This is a genomic window from Pseudomonas cichorii (genome assembly GCF_019719005.1).
Lineage (GTDB): Bacteria > Pseudomonadota > Gammaproteobacteria > Pseudomonadales > Pseudomonadaceae > Aquipseudomonas > Aquipseudomonas cichorii_E.
In genome coordinates, this window is sequence record NZ_JAIGPJ010000082.1 from 1 (window position 1) to 1526 (window position 1526).

The 1526-nt window shown below is 66.1% G+C and carries 1 pseudogene; it reads right to left on the reverse strand.

Annotation, left to right across the window (positions count from 1 at the left end):
• Positions 1-1526, reverse strand: a pseudogene (locus tag K5D32_RS25670) (adhesin); the annotation flags it as partial.

The following is a 1526-nucleotide window of genomic DNA, read 5'->3' on the forward strand; positions in this document are numbered from 1 at the left end:
GTGTCGCCGGTCAGGCTCAGCGCCCCCAGGGCGAAGAGTTGCCCGCCCTGCTGTTGCAGGTTGCCGATCACCGCGGTCAGGGCTTTCTGGCTGGAGAACTCGCCCTGGGCGTTGTTGCCGGTCGCGGCGCTGACATCCAGATCGCCATCGGCAATCACAGTGCCCTTGACGTTGCTCAGGGCCTGGTCGACGGTCAGGGTCATCCCTGCCCGGCTACTGATCAGGCCTTCGTCGTTGGTCAGGCTGTCGCTGTCGATGGTCAGGCCGGTGGCCGACACGGTGCCCTTGAGGTTACGGAAAAACTCGACCAGGTCCAGGGTCAGGGCCTGGCTGCCGAGCAACTTGCCGCCGCTGTTGTCCAGCGACTGGCCCTTGAGGGTAAAGGCCTGGGCGCTGGAGATTTCGCCGCCCTGGTTGTCCACCGCCTTGAGGTTTTTCAGCAGCAGCGCACCGGGGCTGTTGATCAGGCCGCCCTGGTTGTTCAGTTGCCCGTTGTTGAGGTCCAGGCTCAGGGTGGTGTTGCTGAACAGCTCGCCGCCTTGCTGGTCCAGTTGGGTCACGCTGGCGGTCAGGGCCAGCGCACTGGCGATGCGGCCCGCGCTCTGGTTGATGACCTGACCGGCGATCAGTTCCAGGGTGTCGCGGCTGGTCAGTTGCCCGCCCTGGCGGTTGTCAAAGGCACCGGTGGTGACTTTGGTCGTGCCCTGGCCGGACAGCTTGCCTTTCTGGCTGTTGTCCAGGCTGGCGCTGACCACCGTCAGGGCCGCATCGGTGGTGATCGAGCCGCCCTGGTTGATCAGTGCGTCGTCGGTGGTGACCTTGAGCGCACCGGCGCTGGACAGCGTGCCGCCGGTGTTGTCCAGGGACGCGGCCTTGACCGTCAGCGCCGCTTCGCTGCTGAGCAGGCCGGCGCGGTTGTTCAGGGCGCCGGTCAGGGTCAGGGTCTGGGCCAACTGGCTGGCCAGGGTGCCCCCGGCGTTGTCCAGGCGCTGGCCGTCCAGGGTCAAGGTCTGGCCGAACAGCAGGCCCTTGTTCTCGTTGATCACCCGCTCGACGAGCAGTTGCAGGGCGGTCCCGGCCAGCACCTTGCCGCCGTCGCGGTTGTCGAGCCGATCACCGATGAGTTCCACGCCCACCTGGCTGGACACTTCACCGGCCCGGTTATCGATGTCGTCAACGGTGAGTTTCAGCGCTTTTGTGGCGCCGACCAGGCCACCGGCCCGGTTGTCCAGGGTCTGGCCGGTCAGGGTCAGGGTGCCCTGGGCCACCAGTTCACCGCCCTGCTGGCTCAGGCTGTCGACCGTGGCGCTCAGGTTGTTCTCGCTGGCGATGCGGCCATTGCCGTTGAGCACCGTGTCGGCCTGCAACGTCATCACGCCCTTGGCATTGAGCAGGCCATTCTGGTTATTCAACTGGGTGCCGATGAATGTCAGTCCGGCCTGGCCGGTGATGGCCCCCTTCTGCGCGGCGCTCAGGCCGGTCTGGCGATTGTCGAGGTCACCGATCAGCAGCGTCATCAGCTTGTC